Source organism: Spirulina subsalsa FACHB-351 (genome assembly GCF_026130165.1).
In the GTDB taxonomy this organism is placed as follows: Bacteria; Cyanobacteriota; Cyanobacteriia; order Cyanobacteriales; family Spirulinaceae; genus Spirulina_A; species Spirulina_A subsalsa_A.
The window spans coordinates 1-20,203 of sequence record NZ_JAIHOM010000096.1 but is presented as its reverse complement, the minus strand read 5'-3'; the positions used below and the strand labels follow the sequence as shown (position 1 = coordinate 20,203).

The window sequence follows — 20,203 nt, the reverse complement described above, 5'->3', positions numbered from 1 at the left end:
ATGTGCCAAAAAATTAGCTATGTACACTGGTTTAAAGAGCTAGTCCCACCTGGTTAAATTTACCTCTTGACAGGGTTACTATGTCCATTTTTACCTAGTTCATAAGTACCGATTCAACACTTCTGGTTCATAAAATATTCATATTAAAAAATATATCTTATCTATTTGCCGATTCTTGACCGAGAAGAAACTTAATTTTTGGAAACCACAATAGTATTATTGGTGTTGCTAAGACAGTCCAAACTAATATCTTCCATAGAAAGGATAAAAATAACTGTTTTTTTATCCATTCGATTTCAATTAGCAACATAAAAAATGCAGAATAAATTAAAATTACTCCAAACAAATAAGTCATCATCAATAAAGTCTTTCGATTAGATTGATATAAACTATAAATTGAAAAATAAGCAAACCATAATCCAAACAAAGTAAAAGATATAACAACTGCCCAAGCCAATCCTTTTATATCAAAATCTAATAAGATACATCCTCCATAAACTAAACTTTGTAATCCAAGAGCAATTACGGTAGACCACATAACCAGCTTTTCTTTTTGAAGAGCAACAAGAATTGTTTGAGAACCTCCTGCAATTGCAAGAGGAGCAGCTGCGATGATTAGTATGTTGAGTATTGGAATGGATTTTTCGTATTCTGGAAGCCATAATGGAATGGCAAAAGATGCGGCAATACCGATAAATCCTAAAGTAATTAGTATAGTAATCGGTAGAAAATCCATGAATATTTTAAGATAAGGCAGCAAAGAACTTAAGTTCTTTTCTTGACCATAAACCCTCATCATTCTTGGATGAAAAGCTTGTGCAACTGGAATTGTTACTAAGTGAATTGATTGTGTTAAAGCAAAAGCAAATCCATAATATCCAATATCAATACTAGAGTAAGCTAAAGATGCTATTAATCGATCTAATGAAGTAACCAAAAAATTGGCTAATCCGCCAATAAATAATGGCACTGCTGTAGACCATAAAATGAAAATATTTCGGGCAACTTTTTGAATAGGTAAACGTATATTTATATTCTTGGGCAGATAGTTAAACCACCAAAAACTAATTAAAACAAGAGCAATGCCTTGACCAATTAATGCTCCAGAAGCACCCATCTTGTTAGAAAAGAGTATAGCTCCTAAAAAACTAAAGCATCCTATCAATGTTAATCCTATAGAAAAATAAGAGAATTTCTCATAAGCTCTCAGGGTAATTGATTGAAATCCATTGTATTGTTGAGCAATAATTACTAAACCCAAAACTATTGCATTTTGAAGTGATAAGGAAAATAACCTTTTAGTTGCTATCAAAGCAATTAAGGTAAGAGATGCAATAACTGCGGTAATAATAGTTACCCAGAAGGCTGAAATAATGATATCAGAAGCTGAGTCATTATCATTCCGTCCTCGGTAAAAAGGGACATCACGACTTAGAATATGTTGATATCCTAGAGGTAAATGGAGTGAGTAATTCAGAATAACTATTATCTGAACCCAAATACCATAACTATTCGGACCGAGTGAAGCAGCGAGAAAGCTCTCACGAATAAACAGGATAGCACGGGATACAACTGAGCTTAATCCCAGTGAAAAAATATCTCTAAATGGTTTGGGTAAGAAGAACATCTAATAAAAGAATACGTTTCATGAGTAATTTAGATTAAACGATTGATGTTAGTTAATGTATCTTTGACTCGAAGAGCAATTTGATGAACATCGATACAATCACTCCACTGGTAAGTTACAAAGTTGGTGTCAATGCTTAGATAAATTTGATCGTCAACGCTAGAGCCATAAGACACCACTAAATCAGCTTCTGGGATTGGATCAGAATGTGATAGTTCCCAGACATTAGTATTTTTATCTAATTCTTTAATTCTTGACTTTTGAAGAGGGTGATGCCGGATTGCCAAATCATAAGGAACACTTAATGTATGGGAGATTTCTTTCATCAACTTCAAGAAAAAGCCTAACTTATGAGAGCCACCAATCACTAGAATTTTAAATGTATACGCAGCAGTTTGTCTCCAAGGCATTGAAGCTAACCGAGGATTAATTCTCTCGAAGCACACCTTATTTACATCAATGTACTCGCCAAATAACTTTTCTGATAATAGATCAACTGCAAAAATAGAGTCTATATTCTTTAGTTTCTGCTCTCTTCTATAAAAAATCTTATCTCCATTTTCAAGAGATGTAAATAAGCGACCATGCTGAACTATATTGACTTTAGCATTTGGAATTGAAGTAGCTAAAATTAACCATCTATCATTTTGATTAGAGATCCATACTCTTTTAGGATGAATAGAACATACCGTGAGAAATGTTAGATACCATTCAAATGCTGTATATCCCCACAGCACATATTTTCGATGGCTTGAAAATGTCAACTTCCAGGTTGATAAAACAGCCAGACAATAAGCCTTAATCAATTTTTGAAAATCGCAAATATTGGTTAAGGATAAACAGGTAGTACTGGGTAAAACACTTGAATCTATAATCCCTTTAAATGACGTTGTTATAATTAGATCAGGAAAGTTTAAATAATTTTTAGGTAAATATCTTAAGTTTTCTCCATTAGATGTAGCCAAGTAAACACTAGATTTTTTTTCTAAAGTAATACGTGATTGATTTATTAATAATAATCGTGCCATTAAAACTGCACGAATCAAAAAATAAAATGGGGCTATTATTAGTCCAAAAAATATTTTGCAAAATGGTAAAAATAAATCAATCAATATTTGATACTTTTTGATATAGTCCAGCAAAAGAATGAAGTGGGGTATATCTTGAGTCTGGCCTTTTACATCTAACACATCGTAATAGATTGCTTCATAATCTGCTTCCAATTCCACTGCTTGGAAATAAGCACGTATCGCTGAAGTCATATTATTATAAAGAGAAGAAATTTAAGATTTAAGTTAATGCGTTTTTTCCAAGAGCAACATCAATACTCAACCAGAATGATCGTCCTTCTACTAAAGCTTTAGCCCGATTTTTGCCTTGTTGTGCTATTTTTTGCTGTTCTTCTTTGTTGATTAGATAATATTCAATGACTTCAACAGCTTCTTCAGGAGAAGAAAAGGAAACAAAATGCTCCCCGTCTTGAAAAAAACGGCAAACCCCAGGTACATTCGGAGCAACTAACAAAGTTCCACAGGCAATCACTTCAAGATAACGATAGACTAGATTTGGAATCCACATCCAATCTGCTCCGGCCTGTTCCATTTGATTAGCTGTTGTTAACACTAAATCTGCATTTTTGAGTCTACCCCAATACTCAATATCTGATATTCGTGGAGAACCCAATTCACGTCCTTTAATTTCAAGAACTTGACCTCTTTTTTCTAATCCATATCTAATTTTTTCTAGAATTGATGTACGTGGTTCATAGAGTGAGCCAGTAAAAATGGCATGGGAAGAAGAGTGATCTGAATGTTCAGGTAGAGAGTCTAAGAAATTTAGTGTTGCCTTCGATAAAGGCATTAAACTCGGTCCAACAAGTTTTCTATGCGGAAATATTGGGTAAATTTTACGAGGTGACATAAAGATCACAACTACACCAGTTTTTGCTGTCACAACTGCACTTTGAGTACGCCACGTTCTAAAAGCCAGATCCGTCAATAATACAATCGGTGTAATCTTCCTCCAGCAAAGAAGTATCGCAATATTAAACGATTGCCAAAGACCTTTCATCCAGTTTTGACTACCTGTTCTAGGATCATAGAGATAATGCGTAGGTTGTGTACTATCTAAGGCTTCTTTGATTTGGACTAGATAATCTTTATCAGGAGTTACTTCGATTTTATGAACTTGCTCAATAGTAAGATATTCACAAGCTGAAGTATACAGTTCTTTAAATTCAATAGACTCCCACCCTTTAATTCCTGCTTCTATACAGAGCTTTGAATGTTCCTGATTGTTTTTCGACTTCTTAAAAATCAAACGCCCTGCTTGAACAACGGATAGAATAAACCATGATACCCAGAATGGGATAAATACTATTCTAGGGACTAATTCGTTAAGATACCATTTAGTTAAAAATTTCAAGAGATTTTTACCTCGAAATAGTTGAATTTTGAGATTCCTTAATTAATTGTTTTATAAGGTCTATAAAGTCAAAGGAACATTCCCAATTGGTCGCCAGTTTTAGCTTAGATGGATCGCCAATTTTTGTTAGAGAACGTCTTGCTAATATTGAACTATCTTCTATAATATAATTGGTGAAATCTAATCCAAAATATTTAAATGTTATTTCAGCAAACTCAGAAACTGAGTGAGCTCGACCGCTTGCTATGATAAAGTCTCCGCTTTGCTCTAGTTTTAGAATCTTCTGGAATCCTTGGATAAAGTCTGGAGCATATCCCCAGTCAACTCTTGCTGATAAATCTCCAACCACAAGTTGTTCTGATGACCCCGATGCTATACGAATAGCTGCTTGGATGATTTTTTGTGATAGGAAGTGATGAGGTCGAAGGTGTGACTCATGATTATAAAGAATTCCAACTGAAGCAAAAATGCCAAATCTGTCTCTAAACTCTTGGCATAACCACATCCCTTGTGCTTTAGTGATTCCATAAAATCCTTGTGGTGAGAGGGGAGTTGTTTCGACTTGAACTTCGCCATCTTTTCCACTGAATATAAGTGATGATGAAGCATAAAATAGTTTGCATGATGGAATAATGTCTCGAATCACACAAAGGAAGTTCAACAATCCTGTAACATGAGTTTCTTGAGCTAAATCAAAGGATATCTTAATAGAACTTTCTTCTAAGCATTCTGATGAAGTGTGGTAAGCTGGAAGATAGTAAATTTCTGAAGGTTTGAAGTCTTCAACTAACGCATAAATTGATTGAATATCGTTGATATTTGGCTTAACTTTTGAGCAATGGTTGTCTGTAGTACAAATAGAGGATCGACTAAAGCCTAAAACTGTGTAGCCTTGCTCTTGAAGACTTTGGTAGAGAAGAGTTCCATCTTGACCACTATGCCCTACTATAATTGCTCTCATCACTTTTAAGACTAAACAATTTCAATTTCTGGTAATGGAAAAATTAGTTTTCCACCATTGGCTAAATACTCTGATTCACGCTGGATGATAGAGTCTTTAAAATGCCAAGGCAGAACTAACAGATAATCAGGTTTCATGGCTCTGGCTTCTTCTTCTGAGATAATAGGAATATGTGTGCCTGGTGTATATGCGCCAAATTTGTCAGGGTTAACTTCGGCAATACAAGGGATATCTTGCTCTGTCAGTCCGCAAAATTGTAAAAGAACATTGCCTTTGGTTGATGCTCCATAACCTAACACTTTTTTTCCATCTTCATTCAAAGCGCGAATAAGGCTAAGAAGATTTTTTCGATGTTCAAAAACTCGCTCTTCAAAACTACGGAATGGTCTTGGAGTATGTAAACCCATCCGTTCTTCTTGTCCTAGTAACCAGTCAATGAGTTTATCATTGGTTTTGATTGGAGAATCTTTGCGGGCTGCGGTTACAGCAAAACTACCACCGTTGACAGCATTCATCTGTACGTCAACGACTTTCAGATCGCAGTCTTCAAGAAGCTTCTTAACGACCCCTAAAGAGTAATATTCTAAATGTTCATGACAAACTGTATCATAGGAATTCATACGGAGCATCGTTGGCATATAGCTCTGTTCAAAGTGCCATATTCCATCATGAGCTAGAATTTTATAGATATCTTGAACAAAGTTTTTGGGAACATCTAAGTCATAAAACATAGCAATAGATGTTACAACTTTAGCATTCTGATGGGGAAATTTAGAACGATAAATATCAGCGGTGAAAAAATCTGGAATTAGATCAATTTTATCTCCATAATACTGGCTGAATTTTTTGCCTGTTGGATCAATTCCTAGGCGCTTAATTTCAGAACTACTATAGGCTTGTAGTAACGTTGCATCATTACTACCAATATCTACAACTACATCACCTTGTGAAATAGAAACAATTCTTTGTAAATATTTTACTTTTTGGGTGAGGTGCGAGACCATAGAATTATTCAATCCAGACCGATATCCATAGTTATCACCATACATTTCATTGAGGTCGTATGTATGTTGTAGCTGTAGGAGACCACTTTCAGGACACCACACTAGCTTCAGGGGACCAGTGGTAACAGTTGCTGTCTTCTCTTTTGGAAAAACACCAGTGAGTGATTGTAAACCTAAATCAAGAACTGTTATCAAGTTTTTACTATTGCTAATGCGACAAGATTGAATTTCGGTAAAACTCATAATAAAGTAGTAAATGGTTAGTGAAATACGGTTTTAAATTTATAGAACGTTGGTTTCTGTTCTATCTGTTCTCGGTTTATCTCCATACAGAACAGAATCAGAGTGATTTTTGCCCCGTAAGCCAAAGTTAGGGGATCTTTCGGTAATTCCCATAAATGTTAAACCTTTTTCTTTAAGTAAATTTTTCTTTACAAAAAAAGCGTTTACACCAGCCATTTCAATATGAACTAATTGATAACCTTTTTTTTCACCTAGACTTTTCACCGCTCCTAAAGATGCTCCCCATGTTAAAGAAAGAGGAAGTTCTGATGGCAATCCTACTTGTTCAACTATAAGTTCATGAGGATTTTTAAAGCTATTAAATTCAATAACAACAATATCTGGCTGATATTTATCATCTAAAGCTTCCCATACCCAGTAGTCTTGACCATCTATGTCAATAGATAAGACTCCAAACTCATTTGGAACATGATTTTCTTCAAAAAGAGTATTAATGTTGTTGGGAGTTACAGATGTGTTAATACATTGCACTTTTTTAGAGTGCAAGTAACGCTGCTTCAGTAATTGATGATCATCAGCATTAACCTCTAAGTATAAACCTGACCAATCGAAAATTTCTGCAAGCATTCGAGTGTTACATGACCATCCGTCACCTACTCCAAATTCCACAAAAAAAGTATTGCTATTGCTTAATCCTCTTAAAATAGCATCTAAAACTCCATCCTCTCCATTTTGAGAAAACAGTCGAAGTTCCGATGTTCTTAAATCTATGGTATTTTGATGTTTTTCAGTGTATTGGCGATGACGAATTGTTTGTAATGCTCTATAAATTCGATCAACATATAAAACATTTTTAAGGCTGTTTAATGATTCCATGATCTAAATAGTCAAAAAGATAGAGGGTTTAGCGCGTCAATTTGGTGACTTAAATGCGTGATAACTCATTTAGGGACAATTATATAATTAATGTCTTTAACTGTACGCAAAAATTTGTAATTTATGCTTGCAACATAATCAACATAATCTTGAAAAGATGTGTTGAATTTTTCTTGAAATTCCTCTTCATACTCAAAAATTATAGGAAAGCGATATCGTTTTATAGTTTCAACAGCACCTCTAAGGGCAAACAAATCTGCTCCTTGAACATCAACTTTCATAAAACTAACAGGTTTATCAATTTTTAAAGAATCGATGGTCATTGTTTTAACCATCCTACTAGAAGAGGTTAACTTTGGATTAAGACCATAAGCACCATAGCAATGATATTCTGCAAAATCTTGTATTGGAAAACATAAATCGCAATCATCAGATTCCCATGCGGCCTTGCAAAGTGTAATAATATTTTTAGCTTGATTAAGCTGTGTATTTACTTTGAGAATGTGATGAAGATAATCATCTGCTTCTATTGAATAAACTTTTCCTTCTTTTCCTACTAGGGCTGAGAAAACTAGACTCATTTGACCTAGATTTGAACCTACATCAATGGCAATTGAACCAGGTTGAATATATTGCTTCGCAATGTCAATAATTTCTGGTTCAAAAAGTTCACCTTGACATATTTTTACCGCAATTTGATCGTTAGATGGATGAGATGGTACAGCAAATTCTCCCAAACTATTCTTACAATAACGCAGTGAAGGACGATTAGGAAAATTTAAAATCGAAGCCTTAGACTTTTCAATTTCATTTTGAAGAATTGACACATCTTTCTCACAGGCTGAGTTAGTTTGTATTGCTAACTGCATATACTCATTATTAAAAGGAAAAATTAATGATAATTGACGATAATATTCGGACGCTTCCTCAATATCACCGCAAACTTCACTTAATTTACCACTAAAGTATAAAGCGGTCGGGTTGGATGATTGTATTGATAATACTAATTCACAGGCTTTTTTACATTTATCATGACTGTTTTTTTCAAAAAGGTTTTTAATAGAAGATAAAGCCTCGTCAAATACTGTCATTTATTTATCTCTTAAAAATTGAAGTTTACAATTGTTTTTTAGTTATAGAGTTTTTTGAATTTATTGAATTCAACATCCCAAATAGGTAAATTGTATTTATCACTCAGCAACTTCTCGCGTGCTTTTACCAGCCCATCTCCTACAAAATTGAAAAGGTGGGCTGTTGCAACAGCATCAACTCGATGATCTGATAAGCCTTCGCCTAAATGCTGATCTTTGCCTGCACCACCAGCAATGATTAAAGGCACTGTAATGGATTTAGGTAAATGGTCTAACATACCAAAATCATATCCTTGACCTGTACCATCTCGATCCATAGAGTTGAGATAAAGCTCGCCTATTGGCAGATTGGCTAAATTTGATGACCAATTACCCAAAAAACTATCCTGTGGTATGTTACCATTATTCGTCCAAATTGTGTAACCCATGTCAGAACGTTTTGCATCAACAGAAGCCACAATAGATTGTCGGCCAAATTCCTGAGCAATTTGTTGAACTAGACCCAGATTACTAAAGATGGAACTATTTAAAACTACTTTATCTGCCCCAGATTGTAGCAAACTTTTAGCGTGTTCAATGGTTCTGATTCCACCGCCAGCAGCAATTGGTATGAAACAGCCTTCAGTCAGAGTCTTGATACAGTTACAGAACTTTGGTATATCTCTTTCCTGGCGTGAAACGTCGAGAATGATTAACTCATCAATACAAAAAGAAATCCGAGAGAAATTATAGTTTTTTTGTAGCCACTGAATATTTCCTACCTTTTGAAGACGAAAATTACGACTGAGCATGAAAAAGCCATCATTATACAGAAGTGTAAAAATTATTCTTTTTTTTAACATTTTAAAGCTTTAGAAAATTATCAAGAAGCATTAACCCGTTAGTTTGGCTTTTTTCTGGGTGAAATTGAGTTCCACAAATATTATTTTTCTCAAATGCTGCCACAAATTCAACTCCATAGTGACAGATGGCTAATCTAGCTTGTAAATTTTCAGGAAGCATTCGGTAAGAATGGACAAAGTAAAAATCCGCTTCATCAGAAAAATTCGAGAATAGTCCTTTACATTCAGCAAAATTAACGGTGTTGAAACCTACATGGGGAATTTTATTACCACTTAGTTCTCGATCAGTAAATTTATCTACTCGATTAGGAATTAACCCTAGACCTACTGTGTCACCATCTTCTGTACCATGAGATCCTAATAATTGCATTCCTAAGCAAATTCCCAGAATTTTACATCCTCGCAGTTGAACTGCTTCTAAAATTGCTTGAGCTAAATTAGAGTGCTGTAAAGTTTCCATTGCCTTACGAAAAGAACCCACTCCGGGGAGAATTAAACACTCTGCTCCTCTAATTTCTTCTGGATTGCCACTAATACTAGCTTGACTTCCTAAATAACGAATAGCATTGAGTACAGACCAAAGATTACCTGCTCCATAATCTATAACTATAATATTTTGTTTCATGTTAGCTTAGTCCGGTTGCTTCAAAACTTATTCAATCGTAAACTTTGGAGTCCAACGATTATTCACTTTTTCAAATAGATATCGATTAGCCCACTTATCCAGTACATCATCAAACTCTTGTTGAGTCATTTGGTAATATTCTAAGTAATCTGGGATGAACTCTTCTGGATAATGTCCATCATATAATTGTACAAGGTTAACTGCTTGCTCACGAGTCATCGCACCTCGCCTAATTTCAATTCCAGCATCTTGGGTAGCTCGTCCAAAACCAAACTTAAGATACATCATGTAAGTGTGAAGAGCATACAAGGCTTGGTCATTTTGAGCAAAATTTGTAAATGTTCCAGCATTATTTTCTGTGGCTTCCTCTAAACCACAGTGTTCTTTCGCCGTCAGATAATTTCGATAAGGATCCCAAGATTCAAAATAAGACCAATGTGTAATATTTAACTCTTTACTTTCCAGTTCTTCATCAGTCGGAAATAGAAAAAAGTATAATTCTGAATCAGATAATCCAGAAGAACGTAAAACTTGTTCATACCCTCCTTCTAAGTAGATCCTTTTCATGTAATGAATATCATACATAGGACGGTTCTTAGATTCAGTTGAACCACCATATTCAACTTCTCCATCTTCTCCATAGAAGAGCAAGGGGATGTTGAGATGAATGGCGAGACGAACAACAGCAGCTTGGATAGCTATTAGCCACCCAAAGTAGGGGAATCCTTTTTCAATAAATCCCTGTCGATTGAGTACAGACATTGCATGAGCATCAGGGCTGATTTGAATATGATTGTATCCACTTTCAATATAGTTTCTGAGATTTCTGTTTCCTAGCTCAAGAGATAAGGCAGGAGTGACTGTAACAGCTAGGGGATTCATTCCATACTTGTGCTTGAGTTGATAGGAAACATAAGAGCCATCCTTACCTCCACTTACAGGAACAAGACAATCGAAACCACCGGTTTTAGATCTATAGCGATTTAAAATGTTCTGTAGCTCTCGTTTTCTAACACTCCAATCCATTACCTGCTTTTCTTCCATCCACTGACAGGCATTGCACCATCCTCTTTCGTCGAAAGAAATACGCGGACGTGTGGACATATTGAGGCAGTTTTTACACCAGAAAACTTTTTTGTTTAGATCAGTTACCATGTGTCTTTAAAAAGTACGTTTTGATTGACAACTTTGCATAATAATCTCTACCAAGCCGTCAATCCACCATCAACAATAATATTCTGACCCGTGACATAACTTGAGGCATCTGAAGCAAGATATAGTAAAGCCCCTACCATTTCTTCAGCGTGGGCCATACGGTTTAAAGGAACACGATTTGAGTAGCGACGTTTGAATTCGTCATTTTGTCCGCTTTCTACACCTCCTGGAGTTAATGTATTTACTCGAATTCCATATTTTGCCCAATAGGTTGATAGGTATTGAGTTAGACCAATAACACCCGCTTTAGATGCACTGTAGACCGCTGGTGTATTAATTTGGCGTTCGAGATAAAGTGACCCTTCATAAATGCGCTGGTCAGGTGCGATTACTCCATAAACAGAAGCGGTTTGAATTACACTACCTCCTTTACCTTGTCGAATCATCTGCTTACCTACAGCTTGAGCCACTAAAAAAATGCCATCTAGGTTAACTGACATTATTGTACGCCATTGGTCAAGACTATATTGTTCAAAAGGAGCAAAGAAGGCATCTAAATCATCAGATTTAGCCGCCGCATTGTTATGGAGAATATGAATTTCTCCAAATTCCGACAGAACCGCAGAAATCATTTGGTTTACTGACTCAGGTTGAGATACATCACAACCTATACCGATGGCTTTTGTTTTGTATCTCTGACTCAGTTCTTGAGCTAGGTCTTTAGCTTTAGGTTCTTGAATATCCACAACAACAACTTTAGCACCTGACTCAGCTAATCCGGCACAAAAATGACGACCTAAAATACCTGCGCCTCCTGTTACAATAGCAACTTTATTAGATAGATTAAATGAGTCTCGAAAAGACTTTTTATTCATACATCATGATGTTTTTTTAGCAAAAACTCAACAACTTCAAAATCCAACTCACTATCAATATCAATTGAACGAGATTGTGGCATGACAAATAGTTGAGTATCTGGGTTAAAGAGAGTTGAACTGTTGAATAATACATCTCGCTGCCAGACATAAATAGAAGCATTCATATCGAAACAAGGAGGAGCATCTTGACGACGAACAATAGCTGTGCTATGAGGTCTCACTAATTGAACTACTCCATTATCTTTCAATTCGACAAGATTAAAATAGGGTGAACGTCTTGCCGGACTTCCTGTAATAATATTTCCTAATTTTTTAGATTCTAACTGATGAACGGCTTCTTGAATATCCTCTGGCAAGCGGAGAGGAGAAGTTGCATCAAGGTCAACAACAATATCAAACTTTTCGTTAAGATTTTTTTCGACTTGTTCAACACAATGACGAATAACAGGTAGTTTAGGAGCTTCGTCGGTTGCTAACTCTGAAGGACGTTGAATCAAAACATTAATACCATAAGAGTGAGCAATATCTAGAATTTCTGGAGAGTCACTACTGACTGCAATGACTTCAAATAGTTGAGAAACTTGGGCTTGTTCTAAAGTGTAAGCAATTAAGGGTTTCCCAGCAATCTGACGAATATTTTTATTTTTGACTCCTTTTGATCCTCCCCGAGCGCATATTGTACAAATTCGTTTCATTGTTGAATCCAAGTATTTAAAGTGGCTGCTTTTTCAGCCATTTCAATAGTTTCTAGAGTTTGACTCGCTTCTTTCAGAGTACATAGTATACTTCTATGCCCTACTATCATAGCTTGATGCTCTGCAATATAGGTTGCATCTCGGTTATGATTAATCACGTTTTTATGACCATCAATAGTTATTGAGTTATTGATGAGATCAACTTGAATTGTCTGATCTGAAACATTGACAATTATTTCTCGACGCGGAATTTTATCTAAATAATTCATGTGAATTGAAACCAAAAAAGCCTTTTCAGTTTCCATCAGTATAGAATACACATCATCACTCGTAATCGCTAAATCACTAAATTTTCCACCTATAGCTGTTAATCGTTTCCAGTCACCAAATATCCACTGTACATAGTCTAATTCATGACTTAAATCCCTTAGAACGCCACCTCCTTGTTCTGTCAAAGCAGAATAGCTTTGACGGTAGTCAGTAGTTGAACGCCAATTTGGCAAATAAGAACCAGTATAAATATGAACAGAGATAACTTTTGGTGAGTTTGTAATGATTGATTTTAACTGCTGTAATAAAGGATGGAATCGTAAATTATAAGCTACTGCCACATGGGCAAATTGATGCTGAGGAACGTCAATGTATTTTGCAAATAGGGGTTTTTCAATTAAAACTCGACCCTTAAATTGCTTTTCAGCCAAAATTGCTAAAGACCGATAATGCTCATTAGTACGGTTGGCGATCACGACATAATCTGGATTCCAGTCAAGTAGAGCTTCTTCCAAGTTAGGATAGCAAGGTGAATAGTTTCTTGAATGGCGACTAACAATAGCAACTGGATATCCTAGTTCTTGAAGTACCCGAGTATGACGCTGCCCAATTGAACCATATCCGACAACTAAAATTTTGAAGTTAGGTGATTGTTCCACTCTTGCTGTGCTTTATTTAATTCTTCGACTCTCCCTACATCTAACCAAGGCTCGTGCATTGGATAAACAATAGTTCGCTCACCGCGTTCTTTTAAACGACTAAATAACGTGGGCATATCACAATATTGATCTTTTTCCAAAGCGTTCAGTGCAGTAGGGCTAAGAACATAAATCCCTGCATTAACATGACTACGAACAACGGGTTTTTCTTCAAAACTAACAATATCAACTCCCTGAATATTGACAACTCCAAAGGGATTTTGCCACTCATGGAGACGGACAGCCATTGTTGCTGCTGCGCCATGTTGATTGTGAAAATCTACCATTTCTCCATAACGAATGTCAGTTAACACATCACCATTGGAAACAACTAGGGGAGTTTTTGGAGAAAAGTGGAGAAGGCTAATCGCTCCTGCTGTACCAAGAGGATGTTTTTCCCGTAAATAATCAATTTGAATTTGCCAAGCATGACCATCTCCAAAATAGTCTTCAATCATATGACCTAAATAGTGAACTGCTAAAATAAAATGTTGAAATCCTTCTTCTTTAGCCCGTTCAATAATATGTTCTAAAATAGGCTTACCCCCAACAGGTAACAAAGGTTTAGGGCAATTCGTCGTATAAGGATGTAAACGAGTTCCCTTTCCTCCTGCCATAATAATCATTAGGTTAGGACGCTGATAAGGAGTGAGTAATTCGTTCAGAGAATGCAGTCCGATGACCTGTCTAGTTTCATCAACAATTGGCAGTGCATGAATTTCATTAGCCTGCATAAGTTGTAGTACAGTTTCACGACTCATCTGTGCTGGAACAACTAGGGGGTCTTGATGAATGATAGAGTCAATGGGACTGTTTAGGTCTAATCCTCGTAGTAAACCTCGCCTAATATCTCCATCTGTAATTGTTCCCACTAAACTACCATTAGTATCTACAACTAGAATAATTTGTAAGCCTGAATTTTCGAGATTGGTAATTGCGGTTTGGAGTGTAGTCTGTGAATTTAGTAACGCTTTCCGCCAACTATGTTCAGTGTATTTTTCGACTCGATCAGACACTTTGGTTTACCCCAATCTTAACCGCAGGATTTCCTGCTACAATCCAGCCATCTGGAACAGGTTTTGTCACCACTGCACCCGCGCCAACAATTGCATTTTCTCCAATGTGAATATTGGGAATTACGACTGCACCTGCTCCAATAAAAGCAGATGAGGCAATTGTGACATTTCCGCACAACGTTACCCCAGGCGCGATAAAGGAGTGGGAACTAATCATACAGTCATGATCGATACTAGCTCTTGTGTTAATGACCACATTGTCTTCCAGAGTTACTCCAGCTTGGATAACGACTCCAGCCATAACTTGACATCCCTCTCCCCTACTGATAGCACTGCTCAGAATTGCCGATGGATGTTTAAATGACTTAAATGTAAATCCCCGTGTTTTCATCACCGTAAATATATTTCGTCGATGGAATGTTTTAGGATTAGCACCCAAACCATTTACTAAAAATGCTTCTGCAATTGTTACACAATCTAAATATTCATCTCCCCCTAAAATGGGAACTCTTAACACCTGGGTGAAAGATTGAGCGTTAGCATCAAGAATACCAGTCACTTGAATTCTGTTAGCTAGAAGTGCGTCTAACACAACTCGCCCATGACCTCCTGCACCTAAAACATAGATAGATTCAGACATCTAAGGGTTCATCAATAGGATACGGTTTAGCAGCTATGTGTCCTAACGTTTGCCAGTAGCTAAACGGAGAACATCCTATTCCAGGCCGCTTACACGTCAAATTTTCTTCTGTAAAGACCTCACCAAGAGCGATCACCTGAGCTGCCACTAAGCTCTTACGGGCAATATCTCGATTTTTCCACTCAGAGGCTGTGGGGCGCTTGATTCCATCGCCTAATGATTGCTCAATTTCATGAATTTGTTGCACCAGCTGATTTAATTCGTGAGGTTCTAAGGATGCCTGGTGGTCAGGGCCAGGGAGAGTACGATCGCTCGTAAAATGTTTCTCAATAATTTTTGCTCCCCGTGCGACGGCAGCAAGGGAAATATGAATCCCAGGGGTATGGTCAGAGTAACCCACGGGTAAACCAAAGGCAGAGGCTAAAGTATCCATTGCTCGTAAATTTACTTCTGCAAAAGGGGCAGGATATTCAGTCGTACAATGCAGCAGCGTGACGCGATCGCGCAACTGTTGCTGACCTGCTTCTGAAGCAAAAGCCTGTTCAAAGCCTCCCCTCTGGGGTCTTTTATCCATTGGACTGATAAAGCCAAAGGCTAGAACACCTAAAGCTGCTTCTACTTCCGCTAGGGTACTCATACCCGTAGAGAGGATGATATTTTGGGCAGATTGGGAAATTTCTAACAAAAAAGGGGCGTTAGTAATTTCCCCCGATGGAATCTTGATTGTTTTTAAGCCAAATTGCTGGGTGAGAAGCTGCAAGCTCGGTAGATCAAAGGGGGTGGAAAGAAATTGAATTCCCCGTGTCTGAGCATGATTAATCAAAACTTCGTGGTCAGAGATGCTCAATTCCAATTTCCGAACCATGTCTAACTGACTTTCAGTTTTATCTGTGGTTTGAGTTTGATACTCTGCCTTGGGAGCGTGGCGACTGACAACCCGATCGGCTTGGAAGGTCTGAAACTTAACGGCATCGGCTCCCGCATCAGCCGCAATATCAATGAGTTGCTTGGCGAGATGGCGATCGCCGTTATGATTAACTCCTGCCTCGGCAATGATAAATGTGGACATTTTAGAAACTATGCTCAATATCAAAGAAGGATTTTTGGGTTTGCAGCGTAACAGCTTTTAGTTTTTCTTTGATTTGCTGACTTGCGTTTCCTATTCCATACAAGGAATTCACTGAGGGTAACATCGATTGAAAATCACTGGATAGGGCTTGGTGAATCGCTGTAATAATATCCGCGCTTCGTTCTGGTGCATCAATCACTGATTTAGCCTTGAGACGACCCTTTTGGCGATCGCCGATATTAACTGTTGCTTTTTTAAGGGCTGGTGCTTCAGTCAATCCACTAGAAGAATTCCCAATAATGACATCTGCTTCACCCATGAGACTTAAATACCGTTGTTGACCAAGAGAAACAAATGCTTTCGCTCGATGCTGATTATGCGTCACCCATTGATCAATTTGCTTAATCAAAACCCGCCCCCCTGTATCAGCATTGGGATAGGTCAGGATTACAGTTGCATCAGGAAAACTATCTAGAGCAACTAATAACTCCTGCATTGCAATTGACGGAGATTCTTGATTTAGGGTGACAGGATGATAAGTCACCAGGAAGAGGGGCGATCGCAGTTTAATCTCTAGTGACTGCTCTAAGGTAGGGCGATCGAGCCAGTCCATATATTGCAGGTGGTCTAGTCCAGGAGAGCCAACGTTAAACACGCGATCGGGTGATTCTCCCAATTGAATCACACGCTGACGATAAGGTTCCGCTGCAACAAAATGCCATTGGGCAAATTTAGTGATGGCATGGCGAATTTGCTCATCAAACGCGCCTTCCGTGGTTTCTCCCCCATGAATATGAGCGATGGGAATGCGAGCTACCATAGCCGCTTGGGCTGCGGCTAGAATTTCAAAGCGATCGCCCAACACCACCAAAATATCAGGCTTCAGCCGTTCCAACGCATCAGCAAAACCAATTACTCCCAAACCAATTGACTTAGCAAGTCCGACTGGAGTATCAGAGGACAACAGCATTTCCACCTTGGCATCTATGCTGAAACCATCCGCTTCAATTTGCTGATAAGTTAAACCAAACTCAGGGGAAAGGTGCATCCCTGTAGCAATGATATGTAACTCTAAATCATCGTCACTTGCAACCTCTTTCATTAACCAATACAGTAAACCATACTCAGCACGAGTTCCCGTTAGAATACAAACTTTCTTTGATTCTTTTTTAAAAGTAAGCAATCTTAATTTTCAGAAATTCAGGTAAATTGGATTTACATTTTATATTGATTGATACTTAACGAAAAGCATCTTGCTCTTGTAAATAAAGCCTTGAGTCGAGAATCACTGCAAATAATACTTACAATGATCTCTGGAGAACTAAGTTGATAATTTGCTGCACTAAATAGTTCTGTAAAAGCTTCATTTGGGTAGTAAGACAAAGTTCCATCAGGAGATCTTGATTTAACTTCTTCTAAGTCTACTCCAAATCTTGTTTGATCGCCAAAAGCTGATTTAAGCCAGCCGTTGTACTCATAAAACCGATATACTCTACCACGAGCATTAAAGTTTTTGGTTTGATCGTCAAAGACAATAGTTCGAGCATTTTTGATTTCATCAGATTTTGAAATCAACTCAATTACTTTTTCTTGCTTAACCCAATCCACATAATATTCATAAGAAAAATAAAGATTGATAATGCTACTTAAGAGTAGAACTATTATTACTCCTCTGGATGCTCGCCCATAAGATATCCATGCTACAGTTCCTAAAACTATCAGAGAAACTCCCAATGGCATGAGAAGTTGATGTCTAGAATTCCAGTCTTGGAAAGATGGTGTTAATCCAACAACAGAATAAGGAAAAATTGCGAGTTGGCGTGTGATAATACCACAGAAAAGTATGATTAACCCTCGTTCAGTAACGAAACTTTTGACTAAAATCTTAAAAATTAGCCATAGGATAAAAATAAAAACTGCTGGACTAAAATCAACCAAACTACTTTTTATTCCTTGCCATGAAACAGAATTATAGCCTACGTATAAACCACTTGGAGTAAAATAAGATGTTTTGATGTAGAAAAAAATAAAAGGAATTAGTAAGAATAAAAAATACTGCTTTAAAAATGACTTTATCGTTTTTACATTTAAGGAAAAGTTGGTTGTTTTACAAAAGATATCAATAACAGGTAGTACATAGAATACTAGAAAGGAATTTATATTAAAACTAAAAAAGAATATACCTAGAGATAAAATTTTTTTGTTAAAACTAGGCTTTTGTAGCAGCCACCAAGCTAAAAAAAAGCAGAAATAACACAAAGTATAGGGGAAGTTGATTAAAGAAATGCGTGCAGGATTTAGAGGAAGGATTAGAAAGAGAAGAGTAATAAGATTACTTTCTAATGTCTTTAGAAAAGATTTTTGTCGCAAGATTAGCCATAGTAAGTAACCTGATGCGAACATTAAGACAAGAGTCAGCAGCCTGTAAATCTCAGGACCGACCAATAACAAAAATATATGCAAGTACCCTGGCCAACTAAAAATAGCTCCAGCATCTGCAAACATTTCCAAGATATATTCTGAGTGAACATTAAACAAAACCCAGTCATCCCAGTAAATAGCATTAAGATAAAATAATGAACTGCCATAGGAGAGTAAAAATAAGAAAGCAGCGAGAAGCCATGGGAACTGTTTTCGGGATAAGTATTGCTCACTCCATAGTGTTCTGAATTTAATGATATTTAACACAGGAACTCCAGTTTTTCAACAATGTTTTTAATGTGCTCATCCTCTATACCCAACCATAAGGGTAACCTTAATAATCGCTCTGATAACTCTTCTGTGTTAGATAAAGTTTTAAAACTACGTGCATACTTTTTACCCGCAGGAGAATTGTGTAAAGGTACATAGTGAAAAACCGTGTTAATTTTATATTCCTTGAGCTGATCAATGACTGATATGCGGGTCTGTAAATCCCTAACTAAAATATAGTACATATGTGCATTGTGACGACAACTTGAAGGAACAACAGGACGACGAATTTTTTTTGCTAATTCGAGATAAGTTAGAGATTCATGATAAGTTTGCCAAACTCTCAGTCTCTTCTCTGTAATTGTTTCTGCTTGTTCCATTTGCGCCCACAAAAAAGCAGCATTGATTTCACTGGGTAGATAAGATGAGCCAATATCGACCCAGGTATATTTATCAACTTGACCTTTAAAGTATTGAGTGCGATTCGTTCCTTTTTCCCAGATAACCTCTGCTCGATCGCTCCATGCTGGGTAGTTTACCAGTAATGCTCCTCCTTCACCACAGATTATATTTTTTGTTTCATGAAAACTGAGGGCAGCAAGATGTCCAAAACTTCCCAAAGGTTTTCCCTTATAGGTGGACATTATGCCTTGGGCTGCATCCTCTATCACCCAGAGATTATGGCGTTTTGCAATTGCCATAATAGTATCCATTTCACAGGGAACTCCTGCATAATGGACAGGAACAATAGCTTTGGTTTTAGGGGTAATCGCCGCTTCGATTTTAGTTTCGTCAATATTCAGTGTATCGGGGCGGATATCAACGAATACCGGAATGCCACCGCGAAGGACGAAGGCATTAGCTGTGGAGACAAATGTGTAAGATGGCATAATTACTTCGTCTCCTGGCTGAATATCTGCTAAGATAGCAGCCATTTCTAGAGCGGCTGTACAAGAGTGAGTGAGTAGAGCTTTATGACAACCACTATAGTTTTCTAACCATTTTTGGCATTGCTTGGTAAACTTACCATTCCCAGAAAGAATCCCATTAGAAATTGCTTGCTGAATATACTTGAACTCATGGCCAGTCGTGAAGGGTTGATTAAATGGAATTTTCATTTAGTGCATACAAGAATCAAGTGAGTATAAGGGATTCTTAATAAGTTATGTCTAATGCTAGCGTTAATTTTTGAAAAAACTTTATGGGCAATAGATAGATATCCAGACTTGGTTCGGACAAATTTTCCTCTATCTTGAGCAATTATATAACGAGCCAGAAGTGTTGAATCGGTACTTATGAACTAGGTAAAAATGGACATAGTAACCCTGTCAAGAGGTAAATTTAACCAGGTGGGACTAGCTCTTTAAACCAGTGTACATAGCTAATTTTTTGGCACAT

The 20,203-nt window shown here is 37.1% G+C and carries 19 protein-coding genes; all 19 read right to left on the bottom strand.

From position 1 onward, the window contains the following. Window positions 1-157 precede the first annotated feature (157 nt). Window positions 158-1,627: a lipopolysaccharide biosynthesis protein gene (locus K4A83_RS16775; RefSeq protein ID WP_265265790.1), complete on the bottom strand. Its 1,470-nt coding sequence runs from the start codon at window positions 1,625-1,627 to the stop codon at window positions 158-160. Between the two features lie 29 nt (window positions 1,628-1,656). Then, window positions 1,657-2,889 (bottom strand): hypothetical protein, encoded by a 1,233-nt coding sequence (locus K4A83_RS16770; protein WP_265265789.1) that lies wholly within the window; start codon window positions 2,887-2,889, stop codon window positions 1,657-1,659. Window positions 2,890-2,917: 28 nt separating this feature from the next. After that, complete coding sequence (locus tag K4A83_RS16765; RefSeq protein WP_265265788.1) at window positions 2,918-4,051, bottom strand: glycosyltransferase; 1,134 nt, start codon at window positions 4,049-4,051, stop codon at window positions 2,918-2,920. Window positions 4,052-4,058: 7 nt separating this feature from the next. Continuing rightward, window positions 4,059-5,012 (bottom strand): GDP-mannose 4,6-dehydratase, encoded by a 954-nt coding sequence (locus tag K4A83_RS16760; RefSeq protein ID WP_265265787.1) that lies wholly within the window; start codon window positions 5,010-5,012, stop codon window positions 4,059-4,061. Between the two features lie 11 nt (window positions 5,013-5,023). After that, entirely contained in the window at window positions 5,024-6,259 is a 1,236-nt protein-coding gene (locus K4A83_RS16755; protein ID WP_265265786.1) for a class I SAM-dependent methyltransferase, read from the bottom strand. A gap of 39 nt (window positions 6,260-6,298) precedes the next feature. Continuing rightward, window positions 6,299-7,135, bottom strand: coding sequence for a class I SAM-dependent methyltransferase (locus tag K4A83_RS16750; protein ID WP_265265784.1), 837 nt, complete (start codon window positions 7,133-7,135; stop codon window positions 6,299-6,301). 65 nt (window positions 7,136-7,200) lie between these two features. Beyond that, window positions 7,201-8,226, bottom strand: coding sequence for an FkbM family methyltransferase (locus tag K4A83_RS16745; protein ID WP_265265783.1), 1,026 nt, complete (start codon window positions 8,224-8,226; stop codon window positions 7,201-7,203). 38 nt (window positions 8,227-8,264) lie between these two features. After that, complete coding sequence (locus K4A83_RS16740; protein ID WP_265265782.1) at window positions 8,265-9,068, bottom strand: HisA/HisF-related TIM barrel protein; 804 nt, start codon at window positions 9,066-9,068, stop codon at window positions 8,265-8,267. Window position 9,069: 1 nt separating this feature from the next. Continuing rightward, entirely contained in the window at window positions 9,070-9,693 is a 624-nt protein-coding gene (gene hisH, locus K4A83_RS16735; RefSeq protein WP_265265781.1) for an imidazole glycerol phosphate synthase subunit HisH, read from the bottom strand. A gap of 27 nt (window positions 9,694-9,720) precedes the next feature. Further along, window positions 9,721-10,848 (bottom strand): N-acetyl sugar amidotransferase, encoded by a 1,128-nt coding sequence (locus K4A83_RS16730; protein WP_265265780.1) that lies wholly within the window; start codon window positions 10,846-10,848, stop codon window positions 9,721-9,723. Between the two features lie 47 nt (window positions 10,849-10,895). Next, window positions 10,896-11,723 (bottom strand): SDR family oxidoreductase, encoded by an 828-nt coding sequence (locus K4A83_RS16725; RefSeq protein ID WP_265265779.1) that lies wholly within the window; start codon window positions 11,721-11,723, stop codon window positions 10,896-10,898. Beyond that, window positions 11,720-12,421 carry an acylneuraminate cytidylyltransferase family protein gene (locus K4A83_RS16720; protein ID WP_265265778.1) on the bottom strand — a complete coding sequence of 234 codons (702 nt, stop codon included), beginning with the start codon at window positions 12,419-12,421 and terminating at the stop codon, window positions 11,720-11,722. The genes K4A83_RS16725 and K4A83_RS16720 overlap by 4 nt, the downstream gene beginning before the upstream one ends. Beyond that, window positions 12,418-13,350 (bottom strand): Gfo/Idh/MocA family protein, encoded by a 933-nt coding sequence (locus K4A83_RS16715; RefSeq protein WP_265265776.1) that lies wholly within the window; start codon window positions 13,348-13,350, stop codon window positions 12,418-12,420. The genes K4A83_RS16720 and K4A83_RS16715 overlap by 4 nt, the downstream gene beginning before the upstream one ends. Next, complete coding sequence (locus K4A83_RS16710) at window positions 13,320-14,405, bottom strand: nucleotidyltransferase family protein (RefSeq protein ID WP_265265775.1); 1,086 nt, start codon at window positions 14,403-14,405, stop codon at window positions 13,320-13,322. Before K4A83_RS16710 ends, K4A83_RS16715 begins: the two co-directional genes overlap by 31 nt. Then, the gene (locus K4A83_RS16705) at window positions 14,398-15,045 is read right to left on the bottom strand and encodes an acetyltransferase (RefSeq protein ID WP_265265774.1); all 648 of its coding nucleotides are present in this window, start codon (window positions 15,043-15,045) and stop codon (window positions 14,398-14,400) included. Before K4A83_RS16705 ends, K4A83_RS16710 begins: the two co-directional genes overlap by 8 nt. Next, window positions 15,038-16,114, bottom strand: coding sequence for an N-acetylneuraminate synthase (gene neuB / locus K4A83_RS16700; protein ID WP_265265773.1), 1,077 nt, complete (start codon window positions 16,112-16,114; stop codon window positions 15,038-15,040). The genes K4A83_RS16705 and neuB overlap by 8 nt, the downstream gene beginning before the upstream one ends. Before the next feature lies 1 nt (window position 16,115). Continuing rightward, the gene (neuC, locus tag K4A83_RS16695) at window positions 16,116-17,297 is read right to left on the bottom strand and encodes a UDP-N-acetylglucosamine 2-epimerase (protein ID WP_265265772.1); all 1,182 of its coding nucleotides are present in this window, start codon (window positions 17,295-17,297) and stop codon (window positions 16,116-16,118) included. A gap of 32 nt (window positions 17,298-17,329) precedes the next feature. Next, window positions 17,330-18,802, bottom strand: coding sequence for a hypothetical protein (locus K4A83_RS16690; RefSeq protein ID WP_265265770.1), 1,473 nt, complete (start codon window positions 18,800-18,802; stop codon window positions 17,330-17,332). Beyond that, window positions 18,796-19,923, bottom strand: a complete 1,128-nt coding sequence (gene rffA / locus K4A83_RS16685) for a dTDP-4-amino-4,6-dideoxygalactose transaminase (RefSeq protein ID WP_265265769.1) — start codon at window positions 19,921-19,923, stop codon at window positions 18,796-18,798. The genes K4A83_RS16690 and rffA overlap by 7 nt, the downstream gene beginning before the upstream one ends. Window positions 19,924-20,203 lie beyond the last annotated feature (280 nt).

Coding starts and splice junctions, on each gene's coding strand:
- K4A83_RS16705 (WP_265265774.1), bottom strand. CDS start 15,045: ATGTCTGAATCTATCTATGTTTTAGGTGCAGGAGGTCATGGGCGAGTT.
- K4A83_RS16775 (WP_265265790.1), bottom strand. CDS start 1,627: ATGTTCTTCTTACCCAAACCATTTAGAGATATTTTTTCACTGGGATTA.
- K4A83_RS16750 (WP_265265784.1), bottom strand. CDS start 7,135: ATGGAATCATTAAACAGCCTTAAAAATGTTTTATATGTTGATCGAATT.
- rffA (WP_265265769.1), bottom strand. CDS start 19,923: ATGAAAATTCCATTTAATCAACCCTTCACGACTGGCCATGAGTTCAAG.
- K4A83_RS16770 (WP_265265789.1), bottom strand. CDS start 2,889: ATGACTTCAGCGATACGTGCTTATTTCCAAGCAGTGGAATTGGAAGCA.
- K4A83_RS16745 (WP_265265783.1), bottom strand. CDS start 8,226: ATGACAGTATTTGACGAGGCTTTATCTTCTATTAAAAACCTTTTTGAA.
- K4A83_RS16730 (WP_265265780.1), bottom strand. CDS start 10,848: ATGGTAACTGATCTAAACAAAAAAGTTTTCTGGTGTAAAAACTGCCTC.
- K4A83_RS16755 (WP_265265786.1), bottom strand. CDS start 6,259: ATGAGTTTTACCGAAATTCAATCTTGTCGCATTAGCAATAGTAAAAAC.
- K4A83_RS16725 (WP_265265779.1), bottom strand. CDS start 11,723: ATGAATAAAAAGTCTTTTCGAGACTCATTTAATCTATCTAATAAAGTT.
- K4A83_RS16740 (WP_265265782.1), bottom strand. CDS start 9,068: ATGTTAAAAAAAAGAATAATTTTTACACTTCTGTATAATGATGGCTTT.
- neuB (WP_265265773.1), bottom strand. CDS start 16,114: ATGTCCACATTTATCATTGCCGAGGCAGGAGTTAATCATAACGGCGAT.
- hisH (WP_265265781.1), bottom strand. CDS start 9,693: ATGAAACAAAATATTATAGTTATAGATTATGGAGCAGGTAATCTTTGG.
- K4A83_RS16720 (WP_265265778.1), bottom strand. CDS start 12,421: ATGAAACGAATTTGTACAATATGCGCTCGGGGAGGATCAAAAGGAGTC.
- K4A83_RS16760 (WP_265265787.1), bottom strand. CDS start 5,012: ATGAGAGCAATTATAGTAGGGCATAGTGGTCAAGATGGAACTCTTCTC.